Source organism: Pseudomonas sp. LBUM1664 (assembly GCF_059695895.1).
This window is the reverse complement of sequence record NZ_CP166791.1, coordinates 3232233-3249511: the sequence shown is the minus strand read 5'-3', so window position 1 is coordinate 3249511 and position 17279 is coordinate 3232233. Positions and strand designations below refer to the sequence as shown.

At 56.7% G+C, this 17279-nt stretch carries 14 protein-coding genes; 9 read left to right on the top strand and 5 right to left on the bottom strand.

What is annotated here, in order from left to right:
• Positions 1-163: 163 nt before the first annotated feature.
• A complete protein-coding gene (locus ACA047_RS15050) occupies positions 164-961 on the top strand; it encodes an SDR family NAD(P)-dependent oxidoreductase (protein WP_497350499.1) in 798 nt (265 codons plus the stop codon).
• A gap of 32 nt (positions 962-993) precedes the next feature.
• Here the strand turns inward: ACA047_RS15050 and ACA047_RS15045 are convergent, their stop codons facing one another.
• Positions 994-2187, bottom strand: a complete 1194-nt coding sequence (locus ACA047_RS15045) for a sensor histidine kinase (RefSeq protein WP_497350497.1) — start codon at positions 2185-2187, stop codon at positions 994-996.
• Complete coding sequence (locus ACA047_RS15040; protein ID WP_497350495.1) at positions 2184-2873, bottom strand: response regulator; 690 nt, start codon at positions 2871-2873, stop codon at positions 2184-2186. Before ACA047_RS15040 ends, ACA047_RS15045 begins: the two co-directional genes overlap by 4 nt.
• A 98-nt stretch (positions 2874-2971) precedes the next feature.
• Here ACA047_RS15040 and ACA047_RS15035 point away from each other — a divergent pair, with 98 nt between their 5' ends.
• The 7 genes from ACA047_RS15035 (at position 2972) to ACA047_RS15005 (ending at position 12299) form a co-directional block, all read left to right on the top strand.
• The gene (locus ACA047_RS15035) at positions 2972-4480 is read left to right on the top strand and encodes an efflux transporter outer membrane subunit (protein ID WP_497350493.1); all 1509 of its coding nucleotides are present in this window, start codon (positions 2972-2974) and stop codon (positions 4478-4480) included.
• Positions 4477-5307 (top strand): MipA/OmpV family protein, encoded by an 831-nt coding sequence (locus ACA047_RS15030; RefSeq protein ID WP_497350491.1) that lies wholly within the window; start codon positions 4477-4479, stop codon positions 5305-5307. Before ACA047_RS15035 ends, ACA047_RS15030 begins: the two co-directional genes overlap by 4 nt.
• A gap of 17 nt (positions 5308-5324) precedes the next feature.
• A complete protein-coding gene (locus tag ACA047_RS15025) occupies positions 5325-6455 on the top strand; it encodes an efflux RND transporter periplasmic adaptor subunit (protein ID WP_497350489.1) in 1131 nt (376 codons plus the stop codon).
• A 2-nt stretch (positions 6456-6457) separates the two neighbouring features.
• Positions 6458-9517 carry an efflux RND transporter permease subunit gene (locus tag ACA047_RS15020; RefSeq protein WP_497350487.1) on the top strand — a complete coding sequence of 1020 codons (3060 nt, stop codon included), beginning with the start codon at positions 6458-6460 and terminating at the stop codon, positions 9515-9517.
• 392 nt (positions 9518-9909) lie between these two features.
• Positions 9910-10398 (top strand): hypothetical protein, encoded by a 489-nt coding sequence (locus ACA047_RS15015; RefSeq protein WP_497350485.1) that lies wholly within the window; start codon positions 9910-9912, stop codon positions 10396-10398.
• 182 nt (positions 10399-10580) lie between these two features.
• Positions 10581-11390 carry a hypothetical protein gene (locus ACA047_RS15010; protein ID WP_497350483.1) on the top strand — a complete coding sequence of 270 codons (810 nt, stop codon included), beginning with the start codon at positions 10581-10583 and terminating at the stop codon, positions 11388-11390.
• A gap of 291 nt (positions 11391-11681) precedes the next feature.
• Positions 11682-12299, top strand: a complete 618-nt coding sequence (locus tag ACA047_RS15005) for a LuxR C-terminal-related transcriptional regulator (protein WP_497360364.1) — start codon at positions 11682-11684, stop codon at positions 12297-12299.
• A gap of 113 nt (positions 12300-12412) precedes the next feature.
• Here the strand turns inward: ACA047_RS15005 and ACA047_RS15000 are convergent, their stop codons facing one another.
• The 3 genes from ACA047_RS15000 to ACA047_RS14990 all read right to left on the bottom strand — a co-directional run bounded on the left by ACA047_RS15000 (position 12413) and on the right by ACA047_RS14990 (position 16190).
• Positions 12413-12898, bottom strand: coding sequence for a MarR family winged helix-turn-helix transcriptional regulator (locus tag ACA047_RS15000; protein WP_497350481.1), 486 nt, complete (start codon positions 12896-12898; stop codon positions 12413-12415).
• Positions 12899-13175: 277 nt separating this feature from the next.
• On the bottom strand, positions 13176-14960 hold the full coding sequence (locus tag ACA047_RS14995) for an IlvD/Edd family dehydratase (protein WP_497350479.1): 1785 nt from the start codon (positions 14958-14960) through the stop codon (positions 13176-13178).
• 48 nt (positions 14961-15008) lie between these two features.
• Positions 15009-16190: a fumarylacetoacetate hydrolase family protein gene (locus ACA047_RS14990; RefSeq protein ID WP_497350477.1), complete on the bottom strand. Its 1182-nt coding sequence runs from the start codon at positions 16188-16190 to the stop codon at positions 15009-15011.
• A gap of 114 nt (positions 16191-16304) precedes the next feature.
• Here ACA047_RS14990 and ACA047_RS14985 point away from each other — a divergent pair, with 114 nt between their 5' ends.
• Positions 16305-17255, top strand: coding sequence for a LysR family transcriptional regulator (locus tag ACA047_RS14985; RefSeq protein WP_497350475.1), 951 nt, complete (start codon positions 16305-16307; stop codon positions 17253-17255).
• Positions 17256-17279 lie beyond the last annotated feature (24 nt).

Genomic DNA, 17279 nt, shown 5'->3' with positions numbered 1-17279 from the left:
GGGTGAGTTGGGACCATCTTGGGGTCCGAAAAGGCCACAATCGTTTATGCATGAGCATGGCCAGAATGGACTCAAATCTGGCCTAAAGACGATGTCGAGGTGAGCAAGTCACGCTCCTACACTGCCGTTGTCGACAACGACTTAACCCAAGGGAACGTGATAAATGAAATATGCGTTGATTACCGGAGCATCCAGAGGCATCGGAGCTGAGTTTGCCAAGTTGTTCGCTCGCGATGGCGTCGGCGTCATCCTGTGTTCCAGTCCGCGCGGTCGGGATGATCTCCAGGCGCTGGTGGTGGAGCTCAAATCGGTATTTGGCATTGAGGCCTATGGGCTTTGCCAGGATCTGTCTTTGCCTGGCGCGGCCGCAGCGCTCATCGATCAAGTCAATGATCTGGGGTTGCAAATTGAATACCTGGTAAACAATGCAGGTGCCGGTATCGTAGGCATTGAATTCCAAGGATACGACCCGGCTCAAATGACCGCGATGCTACAACTCAACGTTGTGACGCTTTCCGAACTGACCTTGCATTACGTAAAGCAAATGCTGCCTCGCGGGCGCGGCCGGATCCTCAATCTCAGCGCGGCGGCCGGTTACATCGTTCCCCATGGACTGGAGACGGGGTATGCCGCCTCGAAGTCCTATGTCATCAGCCTGTCCGAGGCGCTCTCGTGCGATTTGCGCGGCACGGGTGTGACGTGTACTCATGTTGCTGCCAGCGCAACGAAAACCCGTTTTTTCTACGAAGCCGGTCTGGTCGATGATCGTCGGCTCGCCAAGCTGGGCTACAGTAAGCCTGAAGAAGTTGCTCTAGCGGGATACAAGGCGATGCAGGCGGGGCGTATGTCCGTGTTGCCGGGGCTGGGCAATAAAATCATCATTTGGCTCGCCCGCATCTCACCTTCCAGATTATTGACCGGAATAATTTCCGGCTATGTCGTTTCGCGGAAGCTGGATTGAACGCACCGTCATCATGATGCGTTCTCAAGCGTCTAATCTTGAGCACATGGAATTTCAACACGAATGACGGCGCCCCCTGCGGCTCGATTTTCCGCGGCGATGTTTCCACCATGCTCAAGGCAAATGGCACGCGCAATGGACAAACCTAAACCGCTGCCTCCCGAGTAACGGGCCCGGGAGCGCTCTGCGCGCCAGAAGCGGTCGAACACGCTGTCCAGGTCTTCTTGATCGAAACCAGGCCCGCGGTCTGCAAATATGAGCACTACTTTCTCTACTGAAGTGGTCGCCGAAATATGGAGTTCCCCGCCTTGTGCGGCGTAGCGAAGAAAGTTGTCGATCAGAATGTTAACGACTTGTCCCATTCGGTCCCGATCAGCCCTGATGTTCAATGCGCTGGAAATTTCAACGGTGGGGTCGACCCCTGCGTTTTTGAGTGAGGCGCTGCGCCAAGCGAGACGCTCGAACACCAATTTGTGCAAGGGGAATCCGGTCTTGTCGAGCACCAGCTGTCCGGCTCGCGCAAGCGAAAGCAGATGCAAGTCATTCACCAGCTTGTTCAACTGATCCAGCTGTCGCTTGACCATCTCCAATTGATTGGCGTCGAAAGGGAAGACCTCATCGATCATGCCTTGTACGCGCCCCATGGCGGCATTCAAAGGCGTTCGCAATTCGTGTGCAATGACGGCGCTGGACTCGCGGACTTCCCCTTCATAACGTTCCAGCTGGGTCGTCATACTGTTGAAGTCGATCACCAGCCTTTGTAATTCTTCAGGGCCTTTGCCGCTGACGGGAAGGCGCGTAGTGAAATCGCCCTCAGCAACCCGACGCGCGACCTTGGCGATCGCCGAAAACTGGCTAGATAGCGGACGCGAAAACAGGAAACCGCACACGATGATGATGGGAATCGCACCGGTAACCAAGCCCACCAACAACAGCCAGTCGGTGTTGGCAATGCCCGGAAGTAACTCCTCAATGTCGTAATACTGGGCGAATAGCTGCCAAAGCCTGGCCTCGTTCAGATGAGGATGATTGCGCAAATAAATCATTTCCTGGCGCTGTTCGAGAGGAATCTGATGCAGCATCGTCCAGTCTGAAATCAGAAAGTGCAGCCACATGCACAGCGCAATCACGACAACCGCACCCACGGCCAGCAGGCTCATGCGGATCCCGACCCAGCGCCACAGCAGTTTGCGCTCGGACTTCAGGGAATCAACGATGTTTTTCATCTGAATCGATAACCAATAGAGCGCACGGTGACCAGGACATCCTCAATATTGTGGACTTCCAACTTACGGCGCAGGTTATGTACGTGGGCATCAACGACTCGTGCAAGAGCCTCGCTTTCAGGAAGGCAGATTTCCAGCAGCTCCTCACGGGTGAAGGCCTTGCTCGGCGTCTTCAACAGCGTTGACAGGATCTTGAATTCGGTCGGTGTCAGATCAAGTATCACGGGCTCATGCGTCGAAGTCTCAATGCAGGCCGTGATCGCATCCAGGTCAACCAGAAGGTTTTTATAGCGCAGGTGCCGATCCACCATGACAGTGCCGCCTGAGCGACGCAGCACCGCATGCACTCGCGCCACCACTTCCTTGGGGTTGTAAGGCTTGACGACATAGTCGTCCGCACCGTAGCGCAGGGCCCCCAGCTTTTCGGGTTCGTCGCCCATGGCCGTGACCATTATCACCGGGGTATCGCTGCTGCGTCTTACGACAGACAGTACCTCGGTTCCGCTCATTCGGGGCAACATGACATCCAGCAGGATCAGGTCGGGCTTGCATTGTCGGTGCAGCTCAATGGCGCGCTGGCCGTCTTCAGCGAGTATGACTTCGAAGCCGTCGCGACGCAGATAGGCTTCCAGGATGCTCGCGCTGTCGGCATCGTCTTCGACTACCAGAATACATTTTCCTGACACAGGCAAGCCTCTTGATCAAATCTTGATAATTGCCGAACGGTTTATTGATAGTGGGCACTTAGGATCGCAGCCAGCGCTCAATTTCGTGAACTGATCCTATGTCGATGAATGCCCACCTGTCCAAGCCTATCCGACTGCCCCAGAGCGTTTGCCTGGCGTTGATGCTGTCGCTGAGCGTGACGGGCTGCACCTTGGCGCCCACGTATGAAAGGCCGTCTTTGCCCGTTCCTCAAACACAGGACGCGAGCGCCCCGGCAGAAAAGCCGGGCAGGCCCGAAGTACCGGGCAACCACGCATTGTCGGTGGACGAAGAACAACTGATTGCGCAACTGTCGCCAAAAGGCGAGTTGCGCCTTCTGGTGCAAAATGCCCTGGCCTTCAACCGCGACATGCAAGTGACGGCATTACGTGTCAAGGAAGCTCAAGCGCTGTACGGCATCACCGGGGCGGATCGTTTTCCGACCCTGGCTGCTGGCCTGGAGCGTGATCGTCAACATTTCGACAAGGCGGCAACCGAGGAGCGTTATGGCCAGGATCTGACGGTCGCCTCGATAGGTGTGTCGGACTTCGAGCTGGATTTTTTTGGTCGGATACGCAGCCTTTCGGACGCGGCACGTCACGATTATCTGGCCACGACCTATGGCCAACAAGCGGCTCGAGGTGCGCTGATTGCCGAAGTTGCCAGGCTGTATCTGCTGGAACGGTTGGCGGCTGCGCAACAAGCAGACCTGCGATTAATCGACGATACCGAACAGACTTTGCTGGGGGTGGCTCAGACGCAGCAAAGGGAAGGGGCTGTTTCGTTTGACGACGTGATGTCGCAACAGGCGCAAGTACAGCGTTCACACCTGCAACAGCAAGCCGCGACCCATGAACACTCTCGCGCAGAGCAGGCGCTGCTGTTCGTCACCGGCTACGCCGCGCCTCTGCCGACGATGATGGTCGAGCCTGCCAGGTTCGTCGAAACGACGCCTGATCCGACGCCGGCCTGGTTGATCAACATGCGTTCCGAGCGACTGCTGGAACGTTTTGATGTTCGCCAGAGCGAAGAAAGTTTGCAGGCTGCCAACGCCAATATTGGCGCAGCCCGGGCCGCCTTCTTCCCCTCGATCAAACTCAGTACTGGCGTCGGCACGGCCAGCGATAGTTTGCAATCGCTGTTCAAAGGTGGCAGCGGGGCTTTTCTGTTCACGCCGCAACTCTCCTTACCGTTGTTCGATGGCGGACGTAATCGAGCCAATTTAAAGCTGGCCGAGGTCCGCAAGCAGATCGCTGTCGCCCAATACGAAAAAACCGTTCAAGTGGCGTTTCGCGAGGTGGCGGATGTTCTGGCCCGGCGACGGCAAGTGCTTGACGACATTAACAGCGAATCAGTCATGAGCCACTTGGCGCAAGACAAAGCACAGCGTGTGTCCACTGAGCTTGAAGTGGGCAGTTCTGACCGCACCGTGGTGCTGGCCTCAAAGATCCAACTGGCTCAGGCAGACATGGCATGGCGACGGGCGCATCACGCCTTGTTGCTCAATCATCTGGACATCTATCGCGTTCTGCTCGGTGTGGACGCAGCACCCTCTCAACCGCTTTCCGATAATGAGGCTCCACTATGAACCGCAAAAACACACAGTTCGAATCTGCCTGGACGCTGGCCAAGGTCTTGTTGGCTTTGGCAACTTTGGCGGTCAGCGGGACGGGGCACGCACAAGAGGCAGACAGTTCGAGCCTGTTAGGTGATAAGACCGATGTCACCCTGGGGCTGGGGATGGGCTTTACGCCACGCTATATGGGGTCGGACAACTATCGCAGCCTGGTTCTGCCGATGCTAAGCATTCAGCGCGGCGTTCTATTCGCCGACAGCACCCGCGGTATTGGCCTGCAATGGAAGTCGTCCTCTGGCTTCAGCGCGAGTGCGGCGTTTAATTACGATTTAGGGCGCAGCGATAAAAATTCCAGCAGTCGTTATGGCTCCAATGAACTGAAAGGAATGGGAACGGTGGAAGGGGCTACCGTTGCTGACTTCACATTAGGGCAAGAGCTGCTGCCATGGTTGTCGGTCAGCGGCGAAGCTGAGCTGCGAGTGGCGGGTGAAAACCGCGGCAACCGCTATCGCTTGGGCTTGGAAGGCATCGCCTTTCATAACGACACCGATACCGTCGCGCTGGATCTGGATGCCCACGCCGGGGATGGCCGTTATAACCAGACCTACTTTGGCGTCAGTGAGGAGCAAAGCCGGCTCTCTCGATTCTCTACCTTCCGCGCCGATAGCGGCATCTATGCCTACTGCGCTGCACTCAACTGGCTGCACACTTACGACGCGCATTGGTCTGCGTCGACCAGTCTGGTGGTGACTCATTACACCGATCAGGTCCGTGGTAGCTCGCTGGTGGATAGCGATGCCGAGGTGATGGGAATGGTTGCCCTGAACTACACCTTTTGATTGACCGGGGGGCTGTCATGCATCGTTATCCCAATATTATTTATGCCGCGACCAAGGCACTTCAGGCCCGTTTCAGTGCTGTGGCGCTGGTCGCGGTTTTTTTGAGTGGGTGTTCCCGTGACGAACCGGTCGATCCCCCCGTTCAACGTGCCGTCAAGATTGAAACAGTCAGCGAGACCGTGGGCGAGGGTGGTCGTGTTACCGGTGTCGTTCGGCAACGTCAGCGTGCCGAACTGTCATTTGAGTCGTCGGGACGACTGATTACTCTTGGCGTGGATGTCGGTGACAGGGTTAACAAGGGTCAGGTGCTTGCGACGCTCGATGGTGAGCCGGCACAACAGCGACTGCATCAGGCCCAGGCCAGCGTTAAATCCAGCCAGGCGCAAATGATCGAGCGCAAAAGCAATTATCAGCGCCAGCAGCGGCTTTATACCGCTGGCAGCGCTGCACAAAGCCTTGTCGAAGCGGCGCGGGCGGCGTACGAAGAGGCCCTGTCGCAACAACGTCGGGCAACGTCTGATTGGCTGTTGGCCAGGCGTGACGTTGAAAAGGGCCAACTGTTGGCGCCCTTTGCCGGGCATATCGTTGCACGGCGTGCCGATACTTTTGCGCAACTGACCCAGGGCCAGGTGGTGCTTGAGCTCGAATCCGATGATGACAGCCAAGTGGTCGCGGCTGTGCCGACGGTGCAAGCGGACCGATTGAAACCTGGTGACGTGGCGCAAGCCTATATGGCTTCGCAACCCTCAACCCCCGTCGACTTGTTGCTTGAGGGGGTGTCGCAACGGGCGGAAAACGGGTTGCTGCAGACCTGCATTTTCCGCTTGCGCGATCCTTCCATAAAGCTGCCCAGTGGCGTGACGGTCCTCGTGCAGTTGAAGCCAGGCATTGAAAAACACCTTTCAATTGCGGTGTCGTCACTGTTGTTGGGTATGACAAATTCCAGCGCCAAAGTCTTCGTCTACCAGCCTGCCCAAGGGACGGTTGCCGTCAGAGACGTGACACTTGCTGGGATCGTAGAGGGGCGGGCGCTGATCGAAAGTGGGCTTTCCATCGGTGAGCCAGTGGTTAGCGCTGGCGTCGCGTTTTTGTTTGATGGTCAGGCCGTCAGGCTCTACCAACCACTCACTCGCTTGGCTCAAGACTGAATATGAACCTTACGCGCAATGCGATTGGCGCAAGCCGACTGACTTTATTCGCCTCGTTTCTGGTGCTCGTGACAGGGGTTTTCACCTTTTTGAGCTTCCCTTCCCAAGAAGAGCCTTCGGTCACTATTCGCGATGCATTGGTCAGCGTTTCTTTTCCCGGCTTGCCGACTGAGCGTGCCGAGGAACTGTTGGCAAAGCCTATGGAGGAAAAATTAAGAGAGTTGCCCGAAATCAAGAGTCTGGTGACGACGGTGCGAGCGGGTAGCGTAATTATCCAGATAACCGCCTATGACGAGGTCAAGAACCTGGGTGTGTTATGGCAGCGGGTGAGAGCTAAAGCCGCTGAAGCAGCCGCGGGATTTCCGCCCGGCGTCGTGGGGCCGTTCGTCGACGATGATTTCGGAGATGTTGCGGTGGCCTCCATTGCCGTCACCGCACCCGGTTACAGCATGAGTGAAATGCGGGGGCCAATTAAGCGGTTGCGTAACCAGCTTTACGCGCTTGAAGGGGTAGACCGGATTTCCTTGCACGGATTGCAGGAGGAACGACTGTATCTGGATTTTGATCGCCAACGCTTGGCGAGTGCTGGTCTCTCGATGCCACAGCTGCTGCAGCAGCTCCAAGGCCAGAATGTCATTGTTTCCACTGGCAACCCGATTATTGGCGATCAAGATACGACAATCACGGTCACCGGTGAGGTGCTATCCCCAGCGGCGCTTCGTCAGTTGCCAATCAAGCTCACAAGTGGTGAATCGGTTGCCCTCCAGCAGTTGGCCGCAGTTTCGGTCAGGACCGATGATCAGCCAGAGTCGGCAGCGATATATCAAGGGCAGGACGCAGTGGTGCTGGCTGTTTCAATGCAGCCCGGGCGCAATATCAAGGCATTCGGCACGACATTGCGCGCACGCCTGGCTCAGTTGGAGCGCCAGTTACCTTTGGGTTTTTCGCTGCACGTGGTGACTTTCCAGTCCGATGTGGTCCACCACGAAATGAGCAAAATGCAACACGTGATGATGGAGACAGTGATCATCGTCATGGCTGTGGTCATGCTGTTTTTGGGGTGGCGAACTGGTCTGGTGGTGGGGGCGATCGTACCGTTGACCATCCTGGGATCCCTGATAGTGATGCGCTTGCTGGGTGTAGAGCTGCAAACGGTTTCGATCGCCGCGATCATTCTGGCGCTGGGTTTGTTAGTCGATAACGGAATCGTGATCGCTGAAGACATCGAGCGTCGACTCCAGGCGGGCGAGGAGCGTCGCAAGGCCTGCGAGGAAGCCGGGCGCAGTTTGACGGTGCCGTTGCTGACTTCTTCACTAGTCATCGTCCTGGCATTTTCTCCATTCTTTCTGGGGCAAACCAGCACCAACGAATATCTGAAGTCTCTCGCCATTGTCTTAGCCATCACCTTGCTCGGATCCTGGTTTCTGAGCGTGACGGTGACGCCATTGCTGTGTTTTTACTTCACCAAGGCGCCGGTGCTTGGGGAACCCGGTGCCCATTCGCACGGTTACGATTCCGCGTTCTATCGAGGCTATCGTCGCGTGATCGAAAAGCTGTTGAAGCATCCGCTGGCGTTTCTGGGCAGCATGTTAGCTTTGCTGACAGCAGCAGTCGTCGTATTGACGCAAGTTCCCTACGATTTCCTCCCGAAGTCTGACCGGATGCAGTTTCAGATTCCGATGACACTGGAGCCAGGTACCAGTTCTCGTATGACGCTGGATGCTGTACGCGATATCAGTCATTGGCTGAGCGAAGATAAGGATGTCTTGAACAGCATTGGTTATGTGGCAGATGGCGGGCCGCGCATCGTATTGGGTTTGAATCCGCCGTTGCCTGCGCCGAACACGGCTTACTTCACCGTCAGTGTGCGCGAAGGCCGCGATCTGGATCAGGTGATAAAGCGCACTCAAGATTATCTGTTGTCCCAACACCCCGAGGTTCAAGCGCAGCCCAAGCGTTTTTCCATGGGCACCACCGAGGCGGGCGTTGCCATTTATCGAGTGATAGGGCCGGACGAAACGGTGCTGCGTGAAACCGCCACCAAGATCGAACAGGCACTGGTGTCGTTGCCCGGAACTTTGGATGTGCGCAATGACTGGAGCGTGCGCCTACAGCGTTATAGCGTGGTTGTCGACCAATACAAGGCTCGACGCGCGGGGCTCGGCACGCAAGATGTTGCCCAGGCGCTGCGGCTGCGCAACGGTGGTTTACAGGCGTCGTCCATGCAGGATGGGGAGACCACTGTTCCCATCGTTATGCGGGAGCCGGCGACAACCACCGCACCGATCAACGATATTCTGAGCACATTGATCTATCCACCGGCGGGCGGCGATGCATTCGCGCTGTCGACAATCGCAACGCTCGAACCCGTAACAGAACCATCGACGATACAACGGCGCAACCTCGAACGGGCGATCACCGTGGTTGGGCAAAATCCTTCGCTGACCGCCAGCACGATTGTCCAGCGGTTGGGGCCGAAGATCGCAGCCATAGAGCTGCCACCGGGCTATCGGATCGAATTGGGCGGTGAAATTGAAGATTCCGCTGCCGCCAACCAGGCGTTGCTTCAATACTTGCCGCATGCCCTGATCGCGATGCTCTTGCTGTTCGTCTGGCAGTTCAAATCGTTCCGAAAGCTGTTGATCGTGGTGTCCAGTGTCCCGTTTGTTCTAATTGGGGTAGCGGTTGCGCTTTTAGTCACGGGATATCCATTTGGTTTCATGGCGACCTTTGGCCTGTTGTCGCTTGCCGGAATCATCGTTAACAACGCAGTGTTACTGCTTGAGCGCATCAAGGTGGAGCTGACAGACGGTTTGTCTATTCATGACGCCGTTGTAAAGGCGGCCGTCATGCGGCTGAGGCCGATTGTAATGACCAAGTTGACCTGCATCATTGGCCTGGTACCGCTGATGCTGTTTGCGGGGCCACTGTGGAAAGGCATGGCGATTACAATTATGGGGGGACTTGCGTTGGGGACGCTGGTGACATTGGGCCTAATTCCGGTGCTGTATGAGCTGCTCTTTGCGAAAATACCGGCTCGCTTCAAGCAGACACGACCATGAGCCAACATACGAAAAGAATCGCTGACGCTCTCTGCGGATGATTTGACGTCCGCAGTTTGCTCGCGCGTATTCGATACCGCCGGCTGGCGGCGCGTATCAGAGAGCGTGCGCATTTTCCCTGTCTACAACCCGCGCCATAGCACACTTGCCCTATAGCTTCAGCCAGCAACCGCACTCTAAGCTGTGAAGGCTCCCTAAAGGCTGACGTGAGCAGTCGAAAACACGCTAAACGAGCATGCAGCCCGGCTGCATGATCGCGCGCGTTGATGCTCTGTGGCTCGTGGTTCCATTGGCTAACTAGATCATTGGCTGCCCAACGCTGGGCCAGTTCCACCGTTTATTCAGTCGAAGAATGAAACGGTCCTGAAAATAAAAAATCAAGGTAAGTCCCTATGCCCTTCAAGTATGGAAAAACACTTAGAAATGGAGTTGCACTGTGCGTACTGGCTGGACTGCTCAGCGGCTGCACAAACACGGGCGACTTGATGAACTCCTTGAACCCAGGGGCCAAAAAGTACGACATCGCTTATCTAAAGCAAACAATCATCCCGGGCAAGACCACAAAAAGCCAAGTGTCTCAATTGTTTGGCGCACCCACGAGCGAAGAACTTGACTCGACAAGCACCAGCAACGAGTCGAATTGGACGTACGACAAACGTGAAGAAGGCCTCGATAAGTACGTGAAGCTGGCTCATAAATATGTCTCGACCGAGACGAGCCTGAAGATGTATGACACCTCGGCACAAGTGTCCAAAGCGCAGGGCGTGGCCGATGACGTCAGTAGCGTAACCGGCAAAAAAACGGCCCAGAACAAAACCCAGGGGACGGTGCTGTTAATTTATTTCGTGGACGATGTCGTCAAATACTACAGGGTCTACTAAAACATCAGATAACCCAACCGCTGACATCACTGATACGGTCCAAGGGAAGGGGATCATCTGCGTTAACAAGAGTTCTTATTGAACGGGGGCACTTGCCGTGGGCCTCGCGCACAGTCACGTCACAAAGGGATGAGTATCAACACCGGCTTTTAGTGCAGCGATGCTATTTTAATGGATTAATTATGAAACCGAACAATGAGCTGTTCTTGGACAGTACACCCGCCACAAAACCTGATGCGAATGCGGCTTACCGAAAACGAGCCGCAACGGCCATGGCCTCTGTGGCCCTTGCGGTCTGCGGTTGGAGTGTTATGGCTGACGTGTCGGCGTCAACAACCGCCTTCAGCGACACGTCTTCTGCGGCTTGCACCAACGAAGCGGATTTTCAGGCAGGTACGGTGGTGGAATACGACAGCCGTGACAATGTGTCGCCGGTCACCAGCCACAGCAAAACCGAGACACTTGACCGTGAGGCATTTGCCGGTGCAAATCCGGTTGCTTCGTTGCATACCTCGTACTTGAATAGTTCGACGACCTATCTCACCACAACCTTCGCGGAGATCAAGGGCAATCACCTGATTCGATACGGTGATCGCCATGGCGCCGGGGCCTCGTTGGTCACCTCAACCTACAATCCTCCTCCCTCTACCCCTATTGATTTACAGCCTGGGCAGACGGTCACCGTCAGCTACAAGAACAAAGCGGTTAGTGCCGGCGCAACGGTCGAATTCGATGTCTTTGAGAAGCTTACTTATAACGGTCGAGAAACGATCAAGACGGCACTCGGCACTTTCAACACCTGCAAGTTTACCAATGAAATCGCTACGCAGTCGGCTTCCCTCAAGCAGCCAACGCCTGTGATCGTTGTTCAGAATTGGTTCCCCGCGGAGGGGCCTTATCGGGGGCAGTCCATTAGAGCGGTCAGTTCCGCGGTCAATGGAGTTCCAGAGAGAGTCAGTGAAGTCGTCAAGATGCAGTATCGCGCGCGATGAGGGATGAATTCCAAAGCGCGCCAAGCAGGCCCATTCAGCACAATGAGCGCTTTTTGAGCGTTGTGCTGTTGGTGACGCTAAGTGGCTGTGGCGAGTCCCACAGCAGTGGGCCACAGGACGTAATAGACTGGATGACCTAGTGGCACTTTGGGCACTATTTAATGTGTCGACATCAGACTTTTTAGCAAGTAGCACACCTGTACTAGATCAGCTGTTCTATATCCTAAATAGCGTGACTCGGACATGATCGGAATGATTTTCCTGCTCAATTGAACGGTTGTGTTCCCTTATATGATTTGCCGAATTATCGTAGCAGACGAGCATCCGTTGTTCCGAGAAGGAATGGTGGGGTTGCTCGAACGCTTGATACCCAACGCGATGGTCGAACAAGCAGGGCATTTGGAGGAAGTAATGGCCTTCACCCAAAACGGTCCGCCAGTCGATATGCTAATTCTTGAAATACGCCTTCCAGGTCTACGGTCAGTTAGCGAGCTTGCGCAGCTGCGGCAAGAATTAAAAAACGTCACAATTATTGTCGTATCCACCATAGATGACGACGTTGTCATTAGCCGTGTCATAGACGCCGGTGCAGACGGGTTTATCGGCAAGGGCCTTTCTTCGGATGAAGTTGGTAGCGCCATCACCCATATTCGCAGCGGCGAAGTGCTGGTTAAATATAGGCTCTCGGGGCTAATGTCGTTCGACGTTAACGATGATATGAGCAAGCTGACTTCTCGGCAGAGAGAAGTCTGGCATTTGATTGCCGAAGGCAAGACCAACAAGGAAATCGCGGCAGAGCTTGAAATCTCTCCATTTACCGTGCGCGTTCATGTCTCGTCCTTGATCCGCGTCTTAAATGTTCCTAATAGAGCTGTTGCCGCTGCGCGCTTTGCTGGGCGCCAAACTTAAAATTTATCATCCCGCGACAGGCGTATGTCGCCGGAGTTCGCGTACCGTGCCGCTGCAGATAGGTTGAGTGGCTCACCCCCCCGAATTCCCACAAAGCACCTGTTATTCAATTGTCATGAGCCAGTAAACACATCATTTTTGATGCCATCGGCAAACTTGCGCATAAGCCGCACCAGATCCTCAACGTCTGGTTCGTCCCACGTGGCGAAAATCGATCGCCCAATCTTCAGTCGCGCCTCATCGAGACGATCAGTTATCGCCTTACCCGCCTGGGTCACAACTGACTCGCGGACTCGCCGGTCGGCCGCACTTTCCTGGCGATCGATCAACCCAAGGCTTTCCAGTTTCGAGATCTGACGACTGACAGTTGTGTAATCGCGACCTATGCGCTCGGCCAACTCGACAACGCCAATGGGGCCGAAACGCTCCACCGAGACCAATAGTGGAAAAAGTGTGCGGTCCAGAGGTATCCCGACATCCCGCATGATAGCTTCGTCCAACTGAGGGCGGTTCATCACTACAACAATGTCAATCAGCGCTGCGTGAAGTTCCTGAAGCTGAATCGAAATATGTGCGCTTTGCACGTCTTCGGTAGGCATGACTTTTCCCTTCGAATAAATGTTCGCACACTATATGTATCTGGGCTCGCTATGAAAGAGCAATTTGCAGTCGACGTGTTATTTTGCGGCGGGGTGCTGCCGGTCTGGTCCTGGCGATTAGCTTGGCGCGCAGGGAAGTATCACGAGGCCTTGGAAGAATACCTCGTGCGAGCAGGACTCAGCGTGCCCAATACCCGAGTACACCCATGAAAATGGCAGGGAAGGGGCTTACTCCCACGCCATAAACAAAGGCGGCGGGGGAGCAGGCTGGCCGTTGTCAGTGGGAGTGGCGTGGCTCACCACTGCGGGCGATCACTCGCAGATGCAGAGTCGCCGGTTCCAGGCACCCCCCCGTGGAGAGCTGTCCTACCAGTTGCCGGTACAGTTCCTGCCAAGGCGTTTGCGACGGCGGGATGTTGGGCGTCCACTCGAGCCGGCGCTGGGCCATCTCGGCCGCGTCTATCAGCAGGTTCACGGTCCGTGTGTTCAGGTCCACTCTCAGGCGGTCGTTGGTTTTCAGTAACGCCAGGCCGCCACCCACGGCTGCCTCAGGGGACATGTTGAGAATCGAAGGACTTGCCGATGTACCGCTCTGGCGCCCGTCGCCCAGGCAGGGCAGGGAGTCGATGCCTTGTTTGATCAATGCGGCCGGAGGGGCCATGTTCACCACCTCCGCACTGCCGGGGTAGCCCACGGTGCCGACACCACGGATCACGAGGATGCAGCGCTCGTCGATATCCAGCGCCGGGTCGTCGATCCTGGCGTGATAATCCTCCGGCCCCTCGAACACGATGGCCCGTGCTTCGAAGCTGTTTTCTGCACCGGGCTCGGACAGGTAGGTCTTGCGAAACGCCTCGCCAACCACCGACATCTTCATGATGGCGCTGTCGAAGAAGTTGCCGCTGAGCACGATAAAGCCGGCACGGTGTTTGAGCGGGGCATCGAAGGGGTAGATCACATCGGCGTTGCTGGTCAGGCTGCTGCTGACGATTTCGCCGATGGTCTTGCCGCTGACCGTGGCACAGCCTTCATGCAGACGCCCGGCTTTTTGCAGTTCATGCATGACCGAGGGCACACCTCCGGCACGGTGGAAACCTTCGCCCAGGTACTTGCCCGCCGGCATGCAATTGACCAGCAGCGGCACGTCTTCGCCAATCCGTTGCCAGTCATCCAGGCTCAGCTCGACGCCCATGTGCCGGGCGATGGCGATCAGGTGAGGAGGGCAGTTGCTCGACGCGCCCAGGGCCGAGGCGACGGCGATGGCGTTCTCGAACGCTTCGCGGGTCATGATCTGCGACGGCCTTACGTCTTGTAGTACCAGTTCGCAGATGCGCTTGCCGGTGGCGTAAGCCATTTGCCCGCGCTCGCGATAGGGGGCTGGAATGCTCGCACAACCGGGCAGCGACATGCCCAAGGCTTCGGCCAGGGCGTTCATCGACAGGGCGGTTCCCATCGTGTTGCAGTGTCCCACGGACGGCGATGCCGCCGTGGTCATCTCCATGAAGCCCTCGTAATCGATCTCGCCAGCGGCCATCAGGTTTCGCGCATGCCAGAGCACGGTGCCGGAGCCGATCAGTTCCCCTTTGTGGTGACCGTCGAGCATCGGCCCACCAGACAGGACAATGGCGGGCAGGTCGGTGGTCGCGGCGGCCATCAGGCAGGCGGGGGTGGTTTTATCGCAGCCGGTGGTGAGCACCACGCCGTCCAATGGGTAACCGTGAAGAATCTCCACCAGGCCCAGGTAGGCCAGGTTACGGTCCAGGGCAGCGGTGGGCCGGCGTGACTGCTCGGCGATTGGGTGCACCGGGAACTCCATGGGAATGCCGCCGGCATCCCGAATACCGGCCTTGACCCGTTGTGCCAGCTCCAGATGATGACGATTGCAGGGCGTCAGGTCGCTGCCGGTTTGGGCAATGCCGATGATCGGGCGTCCCGATTGCAGCTCTTCGCGGGTCATTCCGTAGTTCATGTAGCGTTCGACATACAGCGCAGTCATGTCCGCGTGGGCAGGGTCATTGAACCATTGCTCGCTGCGCAGGCGGCGTTTTGGAATGTCAGTCATGATTCATTTTCTCTCTTGTAATTGGATGAATCGACCATCGGTTATGGCTTAGCGAGCGAGCAGCCCCCGGGATGCCAGGTTACGCAGCAAGGCGCTCACACCAAAAGTCCAGGGTGCGGCGTCACAGCTGTGGGTCACCTGGTTATGCAGGCTACCGAGCAACGGGCTGCTGATACTGACCCGGTCGCCCAGTTTGTGGGTGAAACCGCTGCCGACATGATCACGGTCTTCGGTGGGGGCGAACAGGGTACCGAGAAACAGCAAAAAACCGTCCGGGTATTGGTGATTGGCGTTGAGTGTCTGGCCTGCCAGGTCCTGCGGGTCGCGGCTGATCTGGCCCATGGAGCTTGAACCGTGCATCCGGTAACCGTCCTCACCCTGAACCTTTAGATCGACCACGCAGGCTCGAACATCATCCAGGCTGAAGTGCTCGTCGAACAGGCGAATAAACGGCCCGATGGCGCAAGAGGCATTGTTGTCCTTGGCTTTGCTCAGCAGCAACGCGCTGCGACCTTCGAAGTCCCGCAGATTGACATCATTGCCCAAGGTGGCGCCGTGGATCTGGCCACGGCTGTTCACCGCCAGCACCACTTCAGGTTCCGGGTTGTTCCATTGCGAGCCGGGATGAATACCGATGCGGCTGCCGCTGCCAACGGCCGCCAGGACCGGTGCCTTGGTGAAGATTTCCGCGTCCGGGCCGATGCCGACTTCCAGGTACTGCGACCACATGCCCTGTTCGATGAGCAAGGCTTTCAAGCGCATGGCCTGCTCGGAGCCGGGAACGATCGAGCGTAAGTTGTCGCCGATGACGCTGTGCACGGTAGCTCGCACGGCTTTGGCTTTTGCCGCGTCACCGCCAGCCTGCTCCTCGATCACACGCTCGATCATGCTGGCGGCGAAAGTCACGCCCGCGGCCTTGATCACTTGCAAATCCAAGGGCGGCAACAAAGAAGGCTTGGACGGGTCGGCATCAAGGCCGGTGTTGGCCAGCAGTGCTTGGACACTGGCGATGAAGGTGCCAGGCGTCTGCATGACGGCTGCCAGTGGAGATTCTGTTTCCAGCAAGTCACTCAATGTCGCAAAACGCTCCGACAGGTCGAACACACCATCGCTGCGCAGCACGATCGGCGAAGGCCCTGAGATCCGGCCTGGCACCCAGGCGCGGCCAATCAGGGTACCGGCCACGCCATCGACCGGCAGGGTATTTTCGGGAGTAAGCAGTAGCGACATGGCAAGTCATCCTGGTTCGTAAAGCCTTCACGCTAGGGCGGGCTGCCGATAAACTCCAATGAGATATATTCAGTATTTGATAACGCTTGGTTATTGAAACTCCCAGGAGTGTCCATGTCAGATCTGTCCTTTTCCAGCTTCTGTGGCTGGCTCAAGTTCCGCCATTTGTTGCTGATCGACACCCTGGGGCGCACACGCAACATGCACCTGGCGGCCCAGCAGATGAACCTTAGCCAGCCGGCCATCAGCAAAATGCTCAAGGAAATCGAAAGCCTGCTCGGTTTTGCCCTGTTCGAGCGGCGACCACGAAGCATGCCGCCGACGGCCTTGGGCGAGCATGTGCTGCGTTACGCGCAGATCGCCTTGAATGACGCACGTTCGTTCGTCGAGCAAATCAGCAGCCTGCGCGAGGGCGGTCACGGCTATCTCAAGGTCGGCGGTATTTTTGCCGCCACGGCGGTGGCCTTGCCTGAGGCGATCCTGCAGATCAAACAGCGTTGGCCGTTGCTGTCGATTGAAGTCGTAGAGCAGACCAGTAACCACCTGATGGAGATGCTCGAAGAGAAGAGGCTAGATCTGGCGGTGGCCCGCTTTACCGATCAAAACCAGCCGCAGCGGTATGACTTCCAACCGCTGGCCCCGGAACCTTTTTGCATTGTGGTCAACAGTCGACATCCGCTGGCTGGGGCCGGACCGACCTCCTTGCAACAACTGGTGGACTTGCCGTGGATTCTCTATCCAGTCGGCACACCGATTCGCGCCCGCATGGAACTGGCTTTCGCTGAGGCCGGGGTAGGGATGCCGCGCAACACCATCGACACCATTTCCATGCAGACCTTCCTCCAGGTTCTGCAGCGCGGGCCGATGATCGGGATGCTGCCTAATGCCATGGTCAATCCGCTGCTCGAAAGCGGCCAGTTGAAGACCCTCGATACCCCCTTGCATCTGGTGCCACAGGATTACGGCATTCTTACACGCAAGGGCGAGCACCTGGCCGGGGCGGCGCTGGAGTTCGCTGAAATCCTCAAGGAAAACGCCCGTCTGAGCGACGATTTGGCCAGTTGATTTGAGCAGAACTGATGGCTATTT

What these genes read in the sequence shown, in the direction of transcription:
- ACA047_RS15050 (WP_497350499.1), top strand. Translation starts at nt 164, where the DNA reads ATGAAATATGCGTTGATTACCGGAGCATCCAGAGGCATCGGAGCTGAG.
- ACA047_RS15045 (WP_497350497.1), bottom strand. Translation starts at nt 2,187, where the DNA reads ATGAAAAACATCGTTGATTCCCTGAAGTCCGAGCGCAAACTGCTGTGG.
- ACA047_RS15035 (WP_497350493.1), top strand. Translation starts at nt 2,972, where the DNA reads ATGTCGATGAATGCCCACCTGTCCAAGCCTATCCGACTGCCCCAGAGC.
- ACA047_RS15030 (WP_497350491.1), top strand. Translation starts at nt 4,477, where the DNA reads ATGAACCGCAAAAACACACAGTTCGAATCTGCCTGGACGCTGGCCAAG.
- ACA047_RS15025 (WP_497350489.1), top strand. Translation starts at nt 5,325, where the DNA reads ATGCATCGTTATCCCAATATTATTTATGCCGCGACCAAGGCACTTCAG.
- ACA047_RS15020 (WP_497350487.1), top strand. Translation starts at nt 6,458, where the DNA reads ATGAACCTTACGCGCAATGCGATTGGCGCAAGCCGACTGACTTTATTC.
- ACA047_RS15015 (WP_497350485.1), top strand. Translation starts at nt 9,910, where the DNA reads ATGCCCTTCAAGTATGGAAAAACACTTAGAAATGGAGTTGCACTGTGC.
- ACA047_RS15010 (WP_497350483.1), top strand. Translation starts at nt 10,581, where the DNA reads ATGAAACCGAACAATGAGCTGTTCTTGGACAGTACACCCGCCACAAAA.
- ACA047_RS15005 (WP_497360364.1), top strand. Translation starts at nt 11,682, where the DNA reads ATGATTTGCCGAATTATCGTAGCAGACGAGCATCCGTTGTTCCGAGAA.
- ACA047_RS15000 (WP_497350481.1), bottom strand. Translation starts at nt 12,898, where the DNA reads ATGCCTACCGAAGACGTGCAAAGCGCACATATTTCGATTCAGCTTCAG.
- ACA047_RS14995 (WP_497350479.1), bottom strand. Translation starts at nt 14,960, where the DNA reads ATGACTGACATTCCAAAACGCCGCCTGCGCAGCGAGCAATGGTTCAAT.
- ACA047_RS14990 (WP_497350477.1), bottom strand. Translation starts at nt 16,190, where the DNA reads ATGTCGCTACTGCTTACTCCCGAAAATACCCTGCCGGTCGATGGCGTG.
- ACA047_RS14985 (WP_497350475.1), top strand. Translation starts at nt 16,305, where the DNA reads ATGTCAGATCTGTCCTTTTCCAGCTTCTGTGGCTGGCTCAAGTTCCGC.